Here is an 18103-nt window from a genome sequence, read left to right on the forward strand (position 1 = left end):
CGAGTAGGGTGAGGCGTCACCGCCTCATCCCTCTCACAGAACCGTACATACGGACCACGTATACGGCTCATGCCATTAACTTGCCCTGAACTCGGGGACAGGGATGCCGGTTCGTACTTTGGTCAGATCCATCAACCTCAGCTCATTGTGCAGATAGGCGTTGGGTAAGGCCAGGCTTGCCAGCGGTGAAGCCGCATTACGCCAGCTTTGCATCTTGATGAACTTAAACGGCGGGCGATAGCCCAGCTGTTTCAGCCTCCGATGCAACCGGCCCGGCTTCTTCCACTGCTTGAGCTGGATGCAGCGCAGGCGCCGCCTTAACCAACTCATCACCTGCTTCAGCACCCTCGCGCAGTTCGCCACCCGGAAGTAGTTGGCAAAGCCCCGTAGCACCGGATTCAGCTCGCGGATAATCGCCGCAAGCCCGATGCCCCGGTTACGCTTTGTCAGCGCTTTCAGCTTCTGCTTGAGTTTCACCACCTTCTTGTCCTGGATGCGGGTGTAGTTCGTGTAGATCACCACGCCCAGGAACTTTACCCCCTCATCGCTGTGGGCGATGTGGGTCTTGGTGACGTTCACCGTCAGCTTCAGCTCTTCTTCCAGATAGCGTTGGGCCACCCGTAACGCATTCTCCGCGCCCGCTCGTGAGCCGCACAGGATCAGGATGTCGTCCGCGTAGCGGACGATCCGGTGCCCCCGCGCTTTCATGAACTGGTCGAAGGCGTCCAGGTAGGCGTTTGCGATCAGCGGACTGATCACGCCACCCTGAGGGCTTCCCAGTTCCGTCTCTTCGAGGTGGTATCCCACCATCACGCCACTTTCCAGGAACTGGCGCAGCAGTGACAGGACACTGCCGTCCGTGATCCGTTGGCGGAACTGGCGGATGATCAGGTCATGGTTGAGCGTGTCGAAGCATTTCGACAGGTCCATGTCCACAACCCAGTCACGCCGGTATCGGCGGATAAACAACTCCGCCTTGCCGATGGCGTGGTGACCACTGCGTCCCGGACGATACCCGTAACTCGACGGGTGGAAATCCGGCTCGAAGATCGGTTCGATAATACGGCGCAGCGCCTGTTGCACAACCCGGTCCCGAACCGTCGGAATGCCCAGCAGACGCTCACCGCCGTCATCCTTGGCGATGGCTACGCGTCTGACTGGCTGCGCCCGATAGCGCTTTTCCTTCAGCTCGAGCAACAGGCACGACAGCTCCACCTCCAGATTCGCCTCAAACCCACTCAGGCTCTGCCCATCGATTCCGGCCGCGCCCTTGTTGCGTTTGATGTGTCTGAAGGCTTCATACAGGCGCTGTTTTGACAGCAATTGCCCGTACAGACTGTAGTATTTCCTCATGCCTGCTCATCTCCGCGATGACGGCTTCGAGGGTTGGCTTGGCTGCCGGTGTGTTTCAAGCGATCCGCCCGGGTGCTAGCGCTCAGGCAATCTGCCGCCACGGTATCGCTCTACTCCCTTGTTCGGAGAACACCAGAGCCACTGCGTTCCCGCAGTACCCCAGTGCACGTCCCTGCCCCGTCGGGCAGCTTGTGAACACAGCGTCCACCTCTCACTCGTCGTCCGTCATTCTCGTTAATGACTTCCGCCCTTCGCATCCGATCAGAGCTTTTGACCCTGACCGGTCCGCTGAACCTCCGTCAGCGGTCATTCCGGTTTTATCCTCCACGCTGTTACCAGGCTTCTCAGGCCGGAACTTCCTCACTACTACGGCTTCATCTGCCACCTCGCACCAACTGCGGCCTCGGCTTTCACCTTGCGCCACAGCCTCCGACAACGCCGGATTCGGTGTCAGGCTTCCCCGGTTACTGCACCGGCTCCCTGTTAACGATGCCACCCTCAAACACAGCCCAGGTCTGACTGAGTATCGGGCGTCGCGTTATTTCGCACGCTGGCCCACCTGACCTGCCGAAGCAGGTTCACTTGCGTTGTGTACCGTTAACTTCCTATGGCTTCCTTCAGACCCCACCGTTGGCCAGTGACGCCCTTGCCAGTCGGATTGTCTTCCCCTCAGTCGGGGTGACGCCATCTTCTTTCAGATGGCCGGGTTTGCCGGCTTCGCCGGGCAAACGAAAAAGGCCCCACATCGGGGCCTTTTTTGTTGGTTACGGGGCTCAGTAAGCGCCGCGAATCAGATCAATCCCCGGCTTCAGCACGTCCCGCCAGGCTTCCCTCAGCTCCGGTGTGTATTCCGGGTCGTGTACCCGAACCGTTTTCAGCAGGGCTTCTTCCCACAAACCGTACCACTCGGGCTGAATGTTGTAGTTGTGGCGGTTATGGCTCTGGCCAAGGTCCTTCAATTTGCGGTCTGACATGCCCCGGGCCACCAGGATGATCTGCATCACTCCGTTGCGCAGCAGGTGGCGCTGGGCAGACATATCGGTATCAACAAACCGGTTGCGGATGGCGTCGGAACTGGACATGAAGAAGTCGTAGAAATCGACGAAGAATTCATCTTTCCGGCAGCAGCGGCCATAGCTCTGAAATACGAGATCCGTGGGAGTCATTTGCAATCTGTGTCCTTGATCAACGGTGGGATTGTCATTAAAGGCCACGGATTCTAAGCAAGCGAACAGGTTTTTCTATAGCGATATGTAACAACTGACGCCGACCGCGACAATTTGACGCTTCAAGGCTCCGAGTTGCTGAACCACCACTTCGGTAACAGGTTGCGCACCTGCCCCTGCAGGAACCGGTCATCAATCAGCCAGATCACGCCCCGGTCGTCCGGCGTGCGAATCACCCGGCCGGCGGCCTGGGCCACTTTCTGCAGGCCGGGGATCAGGTAGGTGTAGTTGTAGCCTTCACCAAAGCGTTGCTGCAGGCGGTCTTTTAGGATTTCGTGCCAGGGGTCGAAGGGCGGCAGGCCGAGGGTGGCCACGAAGGCACCGATCAGCTGGTCGCCAGGCAGGTCGATGCCTTCGCTGAACACGCCGCCGAGTACTGCAAAGGCGACACTGCCTTCGGGCTTCTGGAACTCTGCCAGAAACTGCCTGCGTTGGTCCGGGCTCATGCCCGGCTGTTGGGAGCGCTGGGGGATGTCCGGGGCTTGGTTCGCCAGCGTATCGCTCACTTCTTTGGCGTATTTGAAGCTGCTGAAGAACGCCAGGTAATGGCCTGGCCGCCCCCGGTACTGTTTGGCGATCAGTTCGGCGATGGGTTGCAGGCTGGCCTGCCGATGCACCTGTCGGGTGCTGATGCCGGGGGTAAACTGCACCTGCAATTGCTCGGCGCTGAACGGGCTGGGCAGGGTGGTGAAGCGGGCGTCTTCCGGCAGGCCGAGTAAATCCCGGTAATAGACGCCCGGGCTGAGGGTAGCGGAGAACAGCAGTACCGAGTGGGCCGATTTGAAGCGCTCAGTGAGGAAATCCGCCGGGATCAGGTTCTGGATGGTCAGGCTGGCCCGGCCTCGGCCGCTGCGCTGAAATTCACACAGGGAATGGTCACCGAAGCTGTCTGCCAGTTTCATAAAGGCCACGCTTTCGAACATTACTTCCTGCAGGGCCAGGTCCGGCGGGTTGTCAGCCAGGTAGTCAGTGATCACCGAGACCAAGGCCTGCAATGCGCCCAGCAGTTGCGGCGGCAGTGTGGCCAGGAACACCGGTTGCGCCTGTTCGCCATGGTCCCGGATTAGAGCCTGCCAAGCTCGGGCGGTGCGGTCCAGGGCCGATTTCACCAGTTTCGGCGCGGTCTTCTTCAGTTTCAGTAAGCGCTGTTGCTCCAACTGCACCGAATACATGCCCCGGGCACGATCCACCAGGTTGTGGGCTTCGTCCACCAAAACGCTGGCCCGCCAGTTGTTCTGGCGAGTAAGGCCGTGCAACAGGGCAGACTGGTCGAACAGCCGGTTCACATCGCCAATTACCAGGTCACTCCATCGGGCCATTTCCTGGGCCAGAAAATACGGGCAAATGTCGTGACCTGCGGCGATTTCCGCCAAATTATCCTGTTTTAATGGCTCTTTGCTTTGCACCGCCTCGGCCCGGGCATCCGGCAGGCGGTCGAAAAAGCCCTTTGCCAGGGGGCAGGACTCGCCGTGGCAGGCTTTGTCCGGGTGTTCGCAGGCGTCGTCTTTTGAGACCAGTTCCAGGGTTCGCAACGGCCAGGGCTGCAGCTCATTCTGGGCGTGTCGCAACTTATCCACAGCATCCAGCACCAGTTGCCGGGCGGTGTTGCGACAGGTGAGGTAGAACAGCCGGTCCTGCCGCGCCGCGGGCATCGCCATCAGGGCGGGGAACAGGGTGCCCAGGGTTTTGCCCAGGCCGGTGGGCGCTTCCAGCAGCAAGGTGCCGGCTTTCACTGAATTCTTGTACACCGTCTCCGCCAGTTGCCGTTGCCGGGGGCGAAAATCCGGGAAAGGGAAAGTGAGATTGGCCAGCAGGGCGTCGCGCTGCTCCCGGTGGTGTTCTTCCTGCTCGGCCCAGGCCTTGTAAAGGCCACACAGGGTTTCCAGTTCCTGCCAGAGCTCATCCGCCTTGGCGGTTTCGGTGAGCACGGTTTCCTTGTCCCGGCCGGTGTCGTAATACACCAGCGCCAGTTCCACGCTTTTACGGTTTTCCTGCCGGCACAGCAGGGCACCGTAGGCCCGCAACTGGGCCCTGTGCAGGGCGCGCTGGTGGGGGCGAATTCGGGACACATCGCCCCGGTGGGTTTTGATTTCTTCCAGCCGGTTCTTGTGCGGATGGTAGCCATCGGCCCGGCCGGAAAGCTCTAGCTCCATGCAGTTACCGGTAAGTGAATACTCGCTTTTATAGCCATAACCGCGTTTTGCCTGGATAGCCTGATGGCCAGCAATGCCCTCCTCGGCACTTGGGGCCGGGGTGTAGCGGAAGTCCAAATCACCGTGGCGGGCAGCGAACTCACACAGGGTTCGGACGGCGACTTTCACGAGCTTGCCTCATCGTCCTGCCAACGCACATAACAGACGCTGGCCGGAATGCCCTGTTGGGCGAAGAACTGAAGCCAGCGCACCTGGTGGTCCTGCAGGCGGTCGCCGGGGCCTTTTACCTCGATCATTTCATAGCGTTGTTCGGGTTGCCCGGCGTCCGGTACCAGCCGGATCAGGTCGGGGAAGCCGCTGCGGTGTTCCTTGATGTTGTTGAGCAGGCGGCGGAACAGGACCTCCAGGTGGCCCGGGGGAATGCAGTGCAGGGCCAGCTCCAACAGCTCTTCATCGAGTACCGGCCAGAACACGAAGGGATTGGCGATGCCTTGCTTGGTCTGAAAGGCGTCGAGAATGTCCCGGCGATAGGCGCCGGTTTCCAGCAAACGGAAACGTTGCTCGAACGCCTGCTGGCGCCGGGCCACAAAATCTTCCCGGGTCAGGTCTGCCGGGCCAATGTGGAAAGGGTGGAAGAAAGCGCCGGGCAGGGGCTTGAAGATCACCGGCCAGCACAGAAGCCCGAACAGGGCGTTGATCAATGTGTTTTCCACATAGAACACCGGGGCCTCATCGGTGCCCAAATGTTGCAGCGCTGCCAGCTCTACCGTACCCGTGTCAGGCTTCGGCAATGTGAGGGTGAATTCCTGCAGTGGGGGGTTATTCACAGGCTCGGGTTTGTCCGCCCCCACCTTGGGCGCCAGCCGTTTCAGCAGGCGGGCCAGGCCCTGGGCTTCGGCATCGCTCAGCTCGGCCGTCTGCCATTGGCTGGCAATGGCCCAGGCTTGCTCAAAACGCTTCATCCGCTCCAGCAGTCGTAGCTGTTTCAGCCGCGCTTCCCGATGGCCGCTGTTTTCCCAGGCCGTCAGTGCCAGTTCCCGTTCACCCTGGCGCTCCGCCTGCCGGCCCAGCTCCAGCAACAACCGGTCCCGGCGGCTGGTAAGCCAGGGGTTATCCACAGGGCCGGGGACATCGGGCCAGACGTCCGCCGCCGGTTCGCCGTTGTCGAGCCGTTCCCGGCATTCATGCATCCGCAGGTAACAATCCACCTCTGCCCGCTGCTGGAAGGCCCGGGATTCCGGGGTGAAGGGCACCGGCTCAAATTGCTGGACGCCCAGTTCCACCAGCACAAAGTCGGTCCAGCTCTGGCGCAGGTTGCCGAAGAACATGAGGCGGATACGGTCGAACAGGGCCATGTCCTGGAGCTGTACGACGCCCGAAGCGTCACCGGCATCGCGCAGCCATTCCTGCAAGGGCCTTGGCGCACTGAATGGTTCCGCCACCAGCTCGAGCATTTGAGCCTTTCCCAGGGTTTTCGGATGGCCCTGTTGTTGCAGCCAATCGGCGAATACCGGCCTTAGTTCCGCCAGGGTAAACAGCCGGAACAACTCCTCCAGGCTCAGATCCGGACTGTTATCCAGCCAGCCCTCCTGTATCAATAACGCGAGTGCCTCGGCCTCCGGCACCTGGAGTTCCGGGTAGCGCAGCTTGTCGGCCCGAAACAGCTCGCCGGTGCGCATCACCATGCGCGTCAGTAACGCCCTCGCGCCGGTCGCCAGGTTGGCAAACGCCGCCAGCCGGTTTCGCTCCCGTTCGGTCAACAGATCTGCGTGATGGTCGGCCACCCAGGACACGATGGTGTCCATATTGCTGAGGTAATACAGGGGGTCTTCAAGGTTTGCTGTTTGCGGGCGCTGGCCCGTGAATTCTGTCGTCATAGGGCTGGAACTTTAATCCATGCACAAAAATTAATCATCACACGCCTTGCCAACCCCTCTAATGATAACTATTATCATTTGCATCAAGACAAGGAGGACGCCATGAAATTTCTCTGCCCGCGCCATCGCCAAATGTTTGCCCGACTCTCCATCAACGAACAGAACGATCTATGGCTGTTCTGGATGGAATACGCCTTCACGTTCTGCGAAACCGAGCAGACCGAGAAGATGATCGCCGCCACCGGCAGTGCCTTTGACCTTGCCTGCCTGGCCAGGGCGGACCACCCGGAATGCATGCACGTGGAACTCACGCTTTCCGCCATACTGGTGTGCCGTGCCCTGCGAGACCGTGGCGATCACCACGCTGCAGATTACGTGCTGTTCAGTGCCCTGGAAAGCCTGCAATCTGCCGAGCCGTGCTATGGCAGCCCCAGCGGTGGCTGCAGCACCGATCAGTGTATTGAAGTGCTGCTGGATACCTCCCGGCAAGCCAGCTTTTTTGCAGAATACCTGAACTGGCCCGCCACGCCACTGGCACCTCGGGCACAACGTTCGGCAATGGTCGCTCACTAACGCTAAGGAGGGGGTTATGGGAATGGTATTCAATATCCCGCAAACGTCCCGGACGAATCGGGCAGAACAAGTATCGTGGCTGGATTGGAAACCCGGTAGTCAGGTTTGTATCAGTATCGATGCCGACTGCCTGGCCAGACTGATGGCAAAAAAACAGCTGCACATTCAGGACTTTTCCTGCACCGACGAGGCCTCAAAACAGATTGTCAGGGGCCTGCTGCTGGATTGTCTCCGGGTACGCTAAGATCGTCAGATACCCAGGTCCGCAGGCTGCAAGCGAACTCCGGCAATCTTCCAGTCTCCGTCCGTCATCTCCATGCGGTAATAGGCGTCCCAGCGTTTGCCCTCAGGGCCTTGCAATCGAACCACCTGGATATCAAAGCCATCATGGGGAACCCGCTGGGCAAACTCGATGGCGGTGGCGCTGTGAACGGCGGGGTAGGCTTCGCGCACCATCGCAAGAAAACCTTCAGAGGTGCCGAATCGCCGTTTGATCCCTTCAGAGGCATACTCCCAGGCCTGTACCTCATCGTCGTTAGCGAACGCTTCAATCTGGCTGAGGATGGCATTCTGGATATCGGCATCCGCATCATCCGCCAGCGGTCTCGAGGACCAGGCCAAGGCAAGCACCAACGCCATCGTAAGGGTCAGGATAACGCCGGTTTTGATGTTAATGATGTTAAGCCCCATGACGACCACCCATACTCTGTTCAACTTTTAATCAATACGCTACCACTGCGGCTGCGGATTGATCCATCACTGTTGCTGCTCACTAATTGACCTGCCAGACGCCCGGCGTCGTATTCCTTACTACGACAACAAAGACAATGGAGACTGCCATGCAGATGACCGAGCTTGAACTCAGATCCCACAAGCACGACACGATCGCTTCGCTGGAGCTTGTATCGATGGAGGGGCGATATTACATGGCCAGGTTCTATCTGGACGGCCAGGGCTATGTTTTGAGCGATCCATACGAAAAAGCGGTTCTGTTTACCGGTGCCGCCGCGGCAAGGGACTTTTTCCGGGATTTCCATGTGGAGCATGTGGAAATCATCCCACCAACCGGCACCGACGAGATGATCGGCATGCCGGACTGCCATGGCGAAACCATGAGGGTGCCGTTATAAGCGAGCAACTTCGGCCAACTGAGCTCCCTCACTGACCTCCCGACAACCTGCGACGCAGGTTGTCGTCCCCGCCATCTATAATTCCCTGCGTTCTGCCGTTACAGACTGTCCGCATCTGTGGTCACATACGGTAACCTGTACCCTCAGGATTGACTCGAACACCAGACAAGGAATCCCATGGCGGCTGCACCCACCATCGAACCCGGCTTTCACGCCATACACGCCAATCATCTGGAAGACCTGCGCCGGGCCGTGGTCTATATCTGCCGGCAAAACCCCATGCCGCCGCTGCAGAGCGAGACCTTCCTGGTACAGAGTAACGGTATCGCCCAGTGGCTGAAGCTGGCACTGGCGGAAAAGCGCACCGAGGATGGGGTGGAAGGCGGCCTGGGCATTGCCGCCGGCATGGATTTCCTGTTTCCCGCGCGGTTTATCTGGCAGGCCTACCGGGCGGTGTTGCCCGATGGCGAAGTGCCGGAGCAGTCGCCGTTCGACAAGCGCCGTCTGGTGTGGCGGCTGTACCGGTTGTTGCCGGAACTGGTGGGGGAAGATGAGGCCTTCACGCCACTGGCGCGGTTTCTGGATGGCAGCGACACCGACCTGCGCAACTTCCAGCTGGCCGAAAAAGTGGCAGACCTGTTCGATCAGTACCAGGTGTTCCGGGCCGACTGGCTGGCGGCCTGGGAGCAGGGCAAGGATGTGGTGATCACCGCCCGGGGCGAGGAGAAATCCCTGGATATGGAAACCCGCTGGCAGCCGTTGCTCTGGCGCGCGCTTGTGAAAGACATAGGCAGCGAGGCCCACACCAGCCGCTCGCAAATCCACACCCGCTTTATGGAGCAGGGCCAGCGCATTACCGAGCCGGCCAATCCCGCCCGCTTGCCCAGGCGCATCGTGGTGTTCGGGGTGTCGTCCCTGCCCCGCCAAGCATTGGAAGCCCTGTACGTACTGAGCCGGTTCAGCCAGGTGGTGCTGTGCGTTCACAACCCCTGCCAGTTCTACTGGGCCGACATCATCAGCGACCGGGAGCTGCTGAAAGCCGAGCGCAAGCGCGGCGTCGCGCACCCGGTGCTGTCACAGATTGATGACCCGGACCAACTGCACCAGCATGCCAACCCGTTGCTGGCCGCCTGGGGCAAACAGGGCCGGGACTACATTCGCCTGCTGGATGAGTTCGACAACCCGGACGACTACCGCGCCAGCTTCCAGACCCCGGGCCAGAAGATCGACATCTTCACCGACCATGGCGATGTGGATAACCCCTGCCTGCTGCACCAGTTGCAGAACGATATCCACAACCTGACGCCACTGCAGGAAATCCGCCAGCAGCAGCGCACGGTGGATCTGGCCCACGACCATTCCGTGGTGTTCCACGACGCCCACGGCCCCCAGCGGGAAGTGGAAGTTCTGCACGACCAGCTGCTGGCCGCCTTCAATGCCGATCCGACACTGCGACCCCGGGATGTGATTGTGATGGTGCCCGACATCAACGTGTACGCGCCTCACATTCAGGCCGTATTTGGCCGCTATTCCCCCGGTCGCAAGCGCCACATTCCGTTCACCATCTCCGACCAGGGCCAGCGCCACCACGAACCGGTGCTGATTGCCCTGGAAACCCTGATGTCGCTGCCCCGCAGTCGCTTTGGTGTAAGCGAAATCATCAGCCTGCTGGAAGTGCCCGGCATTCGCGACCGCTTTGATATCAGTGAGGATGAAATTCCCCTGGCCCGGCGTTGGGTCGAGGGCGCCAACATCCGCTGGGGCCTGCACGGCGCACACCGGGAAAGCCTGGACCTGCCGGCAGAGCTGGAACGCAACACCTGGCAGGCTGGCCTGCGGGCCATGCTGCTTGGCTACGGCATGGGCGATGACGAGCCCTGGGGCGGGGTGGAACCTTACGGAGAAATCGGCGGGCTGCAAGCCAGCCTGGCCGGGCGCCTGGGCGAGTTCGTACACCAGCTGGAAACCCTGTGGCAGGCACTGCAAACCACCCGCACGCCCGGTGAGTGGGAAGCCCTGTTCTCCGCCATGCTCGAGCAGTTTTTCCACAAAGTGGAAGGCCAGGACCTGCTGTTGCTGAACCGCTTCCGCCGCCAGCTGGAGCAGTGGCTCGAAGATGCCCTCGCCGCAGGCCTTGATCATCAGCCGCTGCCCCTGAACATCGTCAAGGATGTGCTGCTGCAAGGCCTGGACGAAGGCGGCCTGAACCAGCGTTTCCTGGCCGGCAAGGTGAACTTCGCCACCCTGATGCCGATGCGGGCCATTCCCTTTCGCAAGGTGTGCCTGCTGGGCATGAACGATGGCGACTACCCCCGCACCCGGCCGCCGGTGGATTTCGACCTGATGGCCCAGGACTATCGCCCCGGTGACCGTTCCCGCCGGGAAGACGACCGCTACCTGTTCCTGGAAGCCCTGCTGTCCGCCCGGGAACAGCTGTATATCAGCTGGGTGGGGCGCAGTATCAAGGACGACTCTGAACGGCCACCCTCGGTGCTCATCGGCCAGCTGCAGGACCACCTGGACAGCCTGTGGGCGGTGGCAGGGCAACCGGGAGTTACGGTGACCAAGGCTCTGACCACCCAACACCCGTTGCAACCCTTCAGCCGGAGCTATTTCCCGAAAGCCAACGGCGTGGGCGAAGGCGACGAGGCCCAGCCCAGGCCGCTGGCCGAGGTGTTGAAGGCCCGCGGCCTGTTCACCTACGAACGGGAATGGCGAAGCGCACACGGTGTGGAAGCCCTCGAGCAGGAACACCAAGCCCTGCCGTATCTGGCGCCGGAAGAACCCATCAGCCTGAACGATCTGGCGAGCTTTCTGAAAAAGCCCATCGACACCTTCTATCAGCGCCGACTGCAGGTACGGTTTGAAGACGTGGAAGACGACGACACCGACAACGAAAACTTCGACCTGAACGGTCTCGACCGCTGGCGCCTGGATAACGAGCTGATTCAGGAAGGCGTGGTCAAAGCCGCCAGTGAGGAAGAATTTTACGAACGGCTCGAAACCACGCTCGACCGCATGGCCAGGCGCGGTGACCTGGGCATGGGCGTCACCGAACACCGTTTGCGCTCGGAACTGGCCGGCCGGCTGCCAGATCTGTTCGACCGCTATCGCAGCACCCTGGCAGAATGGCCGGAAGCGGTGACCGAACCCTTGCCGTTCGAATATCGCTATTCGGATGGCACCGGGACGGTTGAGGTGGCCGATTTAATCGATAATCTGCGTTGTAATCCACAAGGGCAATTGTGCCGGCTGGTGATTGCCAGTTCCGGCCTGCTCACCGGCTCGGGTTACTCGAAGAAAGTGCGCTACGCCAACCTGCTGCGGGACTGGCTGATTCACCTGGCCGGTCAACTCAGCGGCCAGCCCTTTGAAACCCTGATCCTCGGTAAGGAAGAAGGCCGCAAGTTCCAGTTCCCGGTGATGCCACCCGATCAGGCACGAAACCATGTCGAAGCGATTCTGAGCCGCTGGATGGACGCCACCACCCGAGCCCTGCCGCTGCACTGCGAGGCCGGCTTCGCCTGGATCACCAGCTACTACGGTGGCAAGAAATTTGTCGGCGACCACGAACGGGCCATCAGTGAGGCAGAACAGGCCTACGCCACCGCCCTGGACCGGGACACCGGCTACCTGCTGGGCGCCTTCGAAAGCCCCGAGGCGCTGATGGCCAGCGGCGAGTTTGAAGCCCTGTTGCACCAGCTTTATGTCCCCTTGTGGGAAACCGAACAGGGCAAGTCGGCGGCGGAGCAAATTGGGAGCATGGAATGACCGACCAGATCACCAAACGAAACCCGAACCTGGACCCCCTGGCCCTGCCCCTTAACGGCAGTGCCCTGATCGAGGCCAGCGCCGGCACCGGCAAAACCTTCACCATCGCCATCCTGTATGTGCGCCTGGTGCTGGGCCATGGCCAGGCAGAAGACAGCCCGCTGCAGAATCTGCTGCCGCCGAACCTGCTGGTGGTGACCTTTACCGACGCCGCCACCAAGGAGCTGCGGGACCGCATCCGCACCCGGCTGACCCAGGCCGCCGAGGTATTTTCCGACCCCGCTGACCACCTCGAACCCACCCCGGAAACCGCACTTATCCACAAGTTGCGGGATAACAGCTACCCGGACCCGGCTACCTGGCCCGACTGCCGCAAGAAGCTGCTGCTGGCCGCCGAATGGATGGACGAAGCCGCGGTATCCACCATTCACGGTTTCTGTAATCGTATGCTCAGCGAACACGCCTTCGACAGCGGCAGCCTGTTCAGGCTGACCCTGGAAACGGACCAGAGCGACCTGCTGGACGACGTGGCCCGGGACTACTGGCGCACCTTTGTTTATCCGTTGCCGCCGGCGTTGATGGACGAAGCGCTGAGCCACTGGAAAACCCCCAGCGACCTGCGCAAGGCGGTGCGTAACCTGATTGACGACCCGGCCGCCCTGGGCACACCGCCAGAGAGTGTCCACCAGGCCATCAACCAGGTGGTCAGCGAACGGCTGGCACGGGCCAATGAATTGAGGGCACACCCTTGGGCCCAATGGCAGCAGGAAGTCACCGATCTACTGAACGGCCTGAACAAAGCCAAGCGTCTGCACGGTGGCAGCAAAAACGCCATGCTCAAGGTCTGGGACAGCCTGCTGGCCTGGGCTGAATCCGACGAGCTGCTGCCGGAGAAGCTGGACAGCGCCGCCGGTTACAAGAACCAGACACCCGAGGGCCTGGCCAACATCCTCAAAGGGGACGACCCGGCACCCCATCACCCGGCCTTTGACGCCATCGAAGCCTTGCTGGAATTCGGCCAGAACCAGCCCAGCGCCAAGTCCGACATCCTGCGCCACGCCAGCCACTGGATTGCCGAGCGGCTGGAAGCAGAAAAGCAGCAGCGCTCGGAAATGGGCTTTGATGACCTGCTCACCCGCCTGGACGACGCCCTGCATGGCCCCCGGGGCGACCAGCTGGCCGCCACCATCCGCCGGCAGTTTCCGGTGGCGCTGATCGACGAATTCCAGGACACCGACCCGGTGCAGTACCGCATCTTCAACCGGATCTACGCAGTGCAGGACAACAGTGCCAACACCTGCCTGCTGATGATCGGTGACCCGAAACAGGCCATCTACGGCTTCCGGGGCGCCGATATCTACACCTACCTGCAGGCCCGGCTGGGTGTGCAGGCCCGCACTTACACCCTGGGCACCAACTTCCGCTCGGCCAAGACCATGGTCAGCGCCGTCAACCGGGTATTCGAGTACAGCGACCAGCACAGCCCGAGAGGGGCCTTCCTGTTCGGCAAGGGCGACAGCACCCCACTGCCATTCCAGGGCGTAAAGGCCAACGGCACCAAGCGGCTGTGGGCCGTGAACGGAGAGGTTCAACCCAGCCTGGCGTTCTGGACCCACGAATCCGATGAAACCGACAAGGATGGCAACCCCAAAGGCCTGGCCAAAGGCACTGCCACCGCCGATGTCGCCGAAACCAGCGCCAGCGAGATTGCCCGGCTGCTGACCCTGGGCCAGGCCGGGCAGGCAGGCTTTGTCCTGCCGGATAACCCGGCCGACCTGGAGCCCGTCGAACCCAAAGACATCGCCGTGCTGGTGAACAACCGCAACGAAGCGGCTGCGGTGCGCGATGCCCTTGGCCGCCGGCGCATCAAGAGCGTGTATCTGTCGGACCGGGATTCGGTGCTGACTTCCCGGGAAGCCAAAGAAGTGTTGTGCTGGCTTCGCGCCTTCGCCGAACCCCGGCAACTGGCCTTCATCCGCGCCGCCCTGGCGACGCCGACCCTGGGCCAGAGCTGGCAAGCGCTGGATCGGCTGCTCACCGACGAGCTGATACTGGAGCGGGAAATCGAGCGCTTTCAGGGTTACCAGCAACAGTGGCAAAGCCAGGGCGTGTTGCCCATGCTGCGCAGCTTTTTGATGGACTTCGAGGTGCCCGGCCGCCTGCTGCAGCGCCCGGACGGTGAGCGAAGACTGACTGACATCCTGCACATTGCCGAACTGCTGCAGCAGGACAGCCTGCAATTGGATGGCGAACATGCGCTGGTGCATCACTTCACCCAGATCCTGCGGGCGGCAGACGAAGAGGACGAACACCGCACCCTGCGCCTGGAAAGCGACGCCGGGCTGGTGAAGGTGATCACCGTGCACAAATCCAAGGGCCTGGAATACCCGCTGGTGTTCTTGCCCTTCGGCACCGCCTTCCGGGCGCAGAATCAGAAGCAGGCGTATGTTCGCTACCACGACGACACCGGCAAGCTGGTGACGGTGTTCGACCCAACGCCGGAGGACATCGCCCAAGCCGATCAGGAACGCCTGGGCGAGGACATCCGCAAACTCTACGTGGCCCTGACCCGGGCCCGGTTTGCCACCTGGGTGGGCGCGGCGGCTGTGGATAACTGGCACCAGAGTGGCCTGGGCTATGCGATTGCCGGAACACCGGAGCAGCCCATCAGCGAAGCACTGGCTCCGCTGGCGCAGGGCCGCCCGGAAATCCGGATTACCCCGCTGCCGGAAGCCGAAAGCACGGTATTCAGCGAAACCGCCCCGGAAGCCCTGGGGCCGGCGCTGATCTCCAACCGCGAAGCGAAGGAAGACTGGTGGATTGCCAGTTACTCCACCGTCGAATACACCGGCATGGCAGGCACCGGCATTACCTTCACCGGAGAGGTGGAAGACGCCCAGACCCAGAACCTGCTGGAAGAAAGTGCCCAGAGCGACACCGATGAGGCACTCGCCGTGCCTACGGTGCGCAACCATCACCATTTCCCCAAAGGCGCCGGCCCCGGCACCTTCCTGCACGAGTTGCTGGAGTGGTGTACGGCCCAGGGCTTCCAGCGGGTTGTGGACAACCCCGAACTGCTGCACGAGCAGCTGGCCCGCCGTTGTGGCACCCGGGGTTGGGGCGACTGGGTGGAACCCCTGCAACAGTGGTTGCTGGCGCTGATCCGGAAACCGCTGAACCTGGACCGGGAAGGGCAACAAAGCGCCAGCCTGGAAGAGCTGGACAGCCTGCGCCCGGAACTGGAATTCTGGTTTGAAAGCCGCAAGGTCAGCATCCGGCAACTGGATGCCCTGGTCACCGGTTATACCCTGAACGGTGCCGATCGGCCCCGGGCCGAGGCCAACCGCTTCAACGGCATGCTCAAGGGCTTTATCGACCTGGTGTTTCAACACAAGGGGCAGTATTACGTGCTGGACTACAAATCCAATTCGCTGGGTGAGGACGACACCGCCTACACCGACCAGGCCATGGGCCAGGCGATCCTGGACAAGCGCTACGACCTGCAATACGTTCTCTACCTGCTGGCCCTGCACCGGCTGCTGAAAGCCCGGCTGCCCGGCTATGACTACGACCAGCACATCGGCGGCGCAGTGTACCTGTTCCTGCGCGGGGTTAATTCCGCCAGCGGCGGGGCGTTTACCGACAAGCCACCGAGGAAACTGATTGAGCAGCTGGATGCCCTGTTCGATGGCGAAACCCTGACCGGGGAGGTGGCCGAATGAGCCGTACCCGCCACACTGAAAACCAGTTTGCCCTGGATCTGGGCGACGACGCTCCGCTGAAGCCGGCGGCCACGGAATCGCCGGAGGCTGTGGATAACTCACACCTCCTGGCCAGTCTGAACGAAACCGAGGCTCTGTTAGGACAATGGCAACAGGCCGGCTGGATTCGCCCGCTGGATACCGGCTTTGCCCGGCTGATCCGGGAACTCAGTGAAGAGCAGGGCGAGAGCCCACAGCCTCTGGTACTGTTGTTGGCGGCACTGATCTCCCATCAGGTGGGCCGCGGCCACGTGTGCATCGACCTGGCCACGCTGCTGACCGATGCCGGCCATACGCTGGCGTTGCCACCGGAAGAATTCGCGCACACCGGGCTGTCCGAAACCGAGGCGGCCAACCTGCAAGGGCTTTATCCGCAGGCGCTGCTGGCTCGAGTGAAGCTCTCTGATTGCCTGACAGCCCTTCAGGGTTCCCTTGCCGTGAGCGATGGTTCGGTATCAACCCCACTGGTACTCAACGGTACCCGGCTGTATCTGCGGCGGTTCTGGCGCTATGAACAGCGCATTGCCGAAGGTATCCAGCAAAGGCTGGCGTTGCCCTCACCCCTGGCGGACCCGCAATCACCGGTCGCGCAAACCCTGTCGCAGGCACTAAACAAACTGTTCCGCTCAACCGACGCGGTGGATTACCAGAGACTGGCCTGCGCCCTGGCCGCCCGGAACCGCTTTGCGGTGATCACCGGCGGCCCGGGTACCGGCAAGACCACTACCGTGGTGAATCTTCTGGCGGCCCTGCAGGCGGTGGCCGGGGAAAGCCCGGAACGGGCGGGGCGTAAATACCGTATTCGCCTGGCGGCGCCCACCGGCAAGGCCGCCGCCCGCCTCAACGAATCCATTGGCGGCGCGGTCAGCAAGCTGCCGTTGACAGACCTTCCCGGCTCCGTGCAACTGGACGATATTCCCACCAAGGTCACCACATTGCACCGATTGCTGGGCAGCCGGCCCGACACCCGCCAGTTCCGCCACAACCAGGACAACCCCCTGCTGGTGGATATCCTGGTGATCGACGAAGCCTCCATGGTGGATGTCGACCTGATGGCCTCGGTGTTCGACGCCCTGCCCGCCAGCGCCCAGCTGATCCTGCTGGGCGACAAAGACCAGCTGGCCTCAGTGGATGCCGGCGCGGTGCTGGGCGAACTGTGCCAGCGGGCCTTCGACGCCCACTACACCCCGGACACCGCCAGCTGGCTGGCCGCCATCACCGGCACCCAGATACCGGCCAGCCTTGTGGATAACGCCGGCCAGCCACTCGACCAAGCCGTGGCCATGCTGCGTAAGAGCTACCGCTTTGGACAGGACAGCGGGATTCGCCAGCTGGCAGAAGCCGTCAACACAAGCACGCTCACCAGCCAAGTGCTGGGACAGATCCGGGATGCCGAGTTTGACGATGTGATCTGGCTCAATGGCGGCACGCCGAAACCCGATCCGGAACAGACCCAGGAGCTGATTTGCCGCCACGCCATCACCGGCTCGCCGGAGCGTTTCCGCAACGCCGGGCAGGGGCGGGCGATGAATGGCAAAGCGCTGCCAGCGCCGGTGGGCTATCGCCATTATCTTGAAGTTATCCACATCTCCGGTTTAACCGCCGACAGTCCGCGAGAAGCCTGGGATGCCCACGCCGCTGAGGTGTTGGAAGCCTTCAACGATTTCCAGGTGCTGTGTGCGTTACGCAAAGGCCCCTGGGGCGTGGAAGGCTTGAACCAGCGTATCGCCCAGAAGCTGCTGGCTGAAAAACTGATCGACAAAACCGACGGCTGGTATGCCGGCCGGCCGGTACTGGTCACCGGCAACGACTACAACCTGGGCCTGATGAACGGGGACATAGGTATCACCTTCAATGTGCCCTGGGATAGAACCGCGAATGGTGAGCCCAAAGACACTCTTCGGGTAGCTTTCCCCAGCGGAGACAACACAAACGGCATCCGCTGGATTTCCCCCAGCCGTCTGCAGCAACTGGAAACCGTTTACGCCATGACCGTGCACAAATCCCAGGGCTCGGAGTTCAACCACACCTGCCTGGTGCTGCCAGATCGCCTCAGCCCGGTGCTCACCAAGGAGCTGGTCTACACGGGCATCACCCGGGCCAAGAACTGGTTCAGCCTGATTACCGGCGATGCACAGGTGTTCAAGGACAGTGTGGGGCAACAGGTGGTGCGGGCTTCGGGTCTGGCTCTTCGGTTAACGGAGTAAGGGTCCCGGGGTTCAGCGGGGGAGGCCTTTCCAAAACACGCTGTGAATACAT

General features: G+C 61.5%; 11 protein-coding genes. 6 read left to right on the plus strand and 5 right to left on the minus strand.

The features are described from left to right. Window positions 1–75: 75 nt before the first annotated feature. The 4 genes from ltrA to ASQ50_RS10745 all read right to left on the minus strand — a co-directional run bounded on the left by ltrA (window position 76) and on the right by ASQ50_RS10745 (window position 6609). Window positions 76–1353, minus strand: a complete 1278-nt coding sequence (gene ltrA, locus ASQ50_RS10730) for a group II intron reverse transcriptase/maturase (protein WP_068351385.1) — start codon at window positions 1351–1353, stop codon at window positions 76–78. A gap of 773 nt (window positions 1354–2126) precedes the next feature. Then, window positions 2127–2519, minus strand: coding sequence for a globin domain-containing protein (locus tag ASQ50_RS10735; RefSeq protein WP_058090942.1), 393 nt, complete (start codon window positions 2517–2519; stop codon window positions 2127–2129). Window positions 2520–2641: 122 nt separating this feature from the next. Continuing rightward, entirely contained in the window at window positions 2642–4900 is a 2259-nt protein-coding gene (locus ASQ50_RS10740; protein WP_058090941.1) for an ATP-dependent DNA helicase, read from the minus strand. Next, a complete protein-coding gene (locus tag ASQ50_RS10745; RefSeq protein ID WP_058090940.1) occupies window positions 4897–6609 on the minus strand; it encodes a VRR-NUC domain-containing protein in 1713 nt (570 codons plus the stop codon). The genes ASQ50_RS10740 and ASQ50_RS10745 overlap by 4 nt, the downstream gene beginning before the upstream one ends. Before the next feature lie 102 nt (window positions 6610–6711). On the opposite strand from ASQ50_RS10745, the gene ASQ50_RS10750 reads away from it, so the two are divergent. Continuing rightward, window positions 6712–7182: a hypothetical protein gene (locus ASQ50_RS10750; RefSeq protein WP_058090939.1), complete on the plus strand. Its 471-nt coding sequence runs from the start codon at window positions 6712–6714 to the stop codon at window positions 7180–7182. A 16-nt stretch (window positions 7183–7198) separates the two neighbouring features. Beyond that, the gene (locus ASQ50_RS10755) at window positions 7199–7426 is read left to right on the plus strand and encodes a hypothetical protein (RefSeq protein WP_058090938.1); all 228 of its coding nucleotides are present in this window, start codon (window positions 7199–7201) and stop codon (window positions 7424–7426) included. 5 nt (window positions 7427–7431) lie between these two features. Here ASQ50_RS10755 and ASQ50_RS10760 read toward each other — a convergent pair whose 3' ends face one another. Then, window positions 7432–7872: a DUF4864 domain-containing protein gene (locus ASQ50_RS10760; RefSeq protein ID WP_082888474.1), complete on the minus strand. Its 441-nt coding sequence runs from the start codon at window positions 7870–7872 to the stop codon at window positions 7432–7434. A 149-nt stretch (window positions 7873–8021) separates the two neighbouring features. Between ASQ50_RS10760 and ASQ50_RS10765 the strand changes: the two genes are divergently transcribed. The 4 genes from ASQ50_RS10765 to recD all read left to right on the plus strand — a co-directional run bounded on the left by ASQ50_RS10765 (window position 8022) and on the right by recD (window position 18051). Beyond that, a complete protein-coding gene (locus tag ASQ50_RS10765) occupies window positions 8022–8312 on the plus strand; it encodes a DUF6482 family protein (protein WP_058090937.1) in 291 nt (96 codons plus the stop codon). Between the two features lie 177 nt (window positions 8313–8489). Then, window positions 8490–12083 (plus strand): exodeoxyribonuclease V subunit gamma, encoded by a 3594-nt coding sequence (gene recC / locus ASQ50_RS10770; RefSeq protein WP_058090936.1) that lies wholly within the window; start codon window positions 8490–8492, stop codon window positions 12081–12083. Next, on the plus strand, window positions 12080–15805 hold the full coding sequence (gene recB / locus ASQ50_RS10775) for an exodeoxyribonuclease V subunit beta (RefSeq protein WP_058090935.1): 3726 nt from the start codon (window positions 12080–12082) through the stop codon (window positions 15803–15805). The genes recC and recB overlap by 4 nt, the downstream gene beginning before the upstream one ends. Then, window positions 15802–18051 carry an exodeoxyribonuclease V subunit alpha gene (gene recD / locus ASQ50_RS10780; protein WP_058090934.1) on the plus strand — a complete coding sequence of 750 codons (2250 nt, stop codon included), beginning with the start codon at window positions 15802–15804 and terminating at the stop codon, window positions 18049–18051. The genes recB and recD overlap by 4 nt, the downstream gene beginning before the upstream one ends. Window positions 18052–18103: the final 52 nt, after the last annotated feature.

This window comes from Marinobacter sp. LQ44, from assembly GCF_001447155.2.
GTDB lineage: Bacteria > Pseudomonadota > Gammaproteobacteria > Pseudomonadales > Oleiphilaceae > Marinobacter.

Excerpts from the sequence above, each read along its gene's own strand:
- ltrA (WP_068351385.1), bottom strand. The coding sequence starts at position 1,353 with ATGAGGAAATACTACAGTCTGTACGGGCAATTGCTGTCAAAACAGCGC.
- ASQ50_RS10735 (WP_058090942.1), bottom strand. The coding sequence starts at position 2,519 with ATGACTCCCACGGATCTCGTATTTCAGAGCTATGGCCGCTGCTGCCGG.
- ASQ50_RS10745 (WP_058090940.1), bottom strand. The coding sequence starts at position 6,609 with ATGACGACAGAATTCACGGGCCAGCGCCCGCAAACAGCAAACCTTGAA.
- ASQ50_RS10750 (WP_058090939.1), top strand. The coding sequence starts at position 6,712 with ATGAAATTTCTCTGCCCGCGCCATCGCCAAATGTTTGCCCGACTCTCC.
- ASQ50_RS10755 (WP_058090938.1), top strand. The coding sequence starts at position 7,199 with ATGGGAATGGTATTCAATATCCCGCAAACGTCCCGGACGAATCGGGCA.
- ASQ50_RS10760 (WP_082888474.1), bottom strand. The coding sequence starts at position 7,872 with ATGGGGCTTAACATCATTAACATCAAAACCGGCGTTATCCTGACCCTT.
- ASQ50_RS10765 (WP_058090937.1), top strand. The coding sequence starts at position 8,022 with ATGCAGATGACCGAGCTTGAACTCAGATCCCACAAGCACGACACGATC.
- recC (WP_058090936.1), top strand. The coding sequence starts at position 8,490 with ATGGCGGCTGCACCCACCATCGAACCCGGCTTTCACGCCATACACGCC.
- recB (WP_058090935.1), top strand. The coding sequence starts at position 12,080 with ATGACCGACCAGATCACCAAACGAAACCCGAACCTGGACCCCCTGGCC.
- recD (WP_058090934.1), top strand. The coding sequence starts at position 15,802 with ATGAGCCGTACCCGCCACACTGAAAACCAGTTTGCCCTGGATCTGGGC.